Source organism: Vogesella mureinivorans (assembly GCF_007644035.1).
GTDB classification, from domain to species: domain Bacteria; phylum Pseudomonadota; class Gammaproteobacteria; order Burkholderiales; family Chromobacteriaceae; genus Vogesella; species Vogesella mureinivorans.
Genome location: NZ_VMTV02000148.1, coordinates 1 through 262, shown reverse-complemented (window position 1 = coordinate 262; position 262 = coordinate 1). Strand labels below are relative to the sequence as shown.

Genomic DNA, 262 nt, shown 5'->3' with positions numbered 1-262 from the left:
GGCTGTGGTTCGGCGACGCCGCGCTGTCGGGCGTGATCTTCGCCGCGCTGGTCATCAACCTGACCGCAGCCAGCCTCGCCGGTGTCGCCGTGCCGCTGACCTTGAAGCGTCTCGGCTTCGATCCCGCGCTGGCCAGCAGCATCTTCCTGACCACGGTCACCGACGTGTTCGGCTTCTTCGCCTTCCTCGGCCTCGGCACGCTGATCCTGCTGTAGCAGCCGGTGCGGCTGCAGCACTGCGCGCACCGCTGAGGGCACAGCCC

Annotated in this window: 1 protein-coding gene; it reads left to right on the top strand. The window is 69.1% G+C overall.

The features are described from left to right. Nucleotides 1–215: magnesium transporter (locus FLQ44_RS04940; protein WP_147693342.1), on the top strand; the 215-nt coding region annotated here is incomplete at its 5' end. Nucleotides 216–262 lie beyond the last annotated feature (47 nt).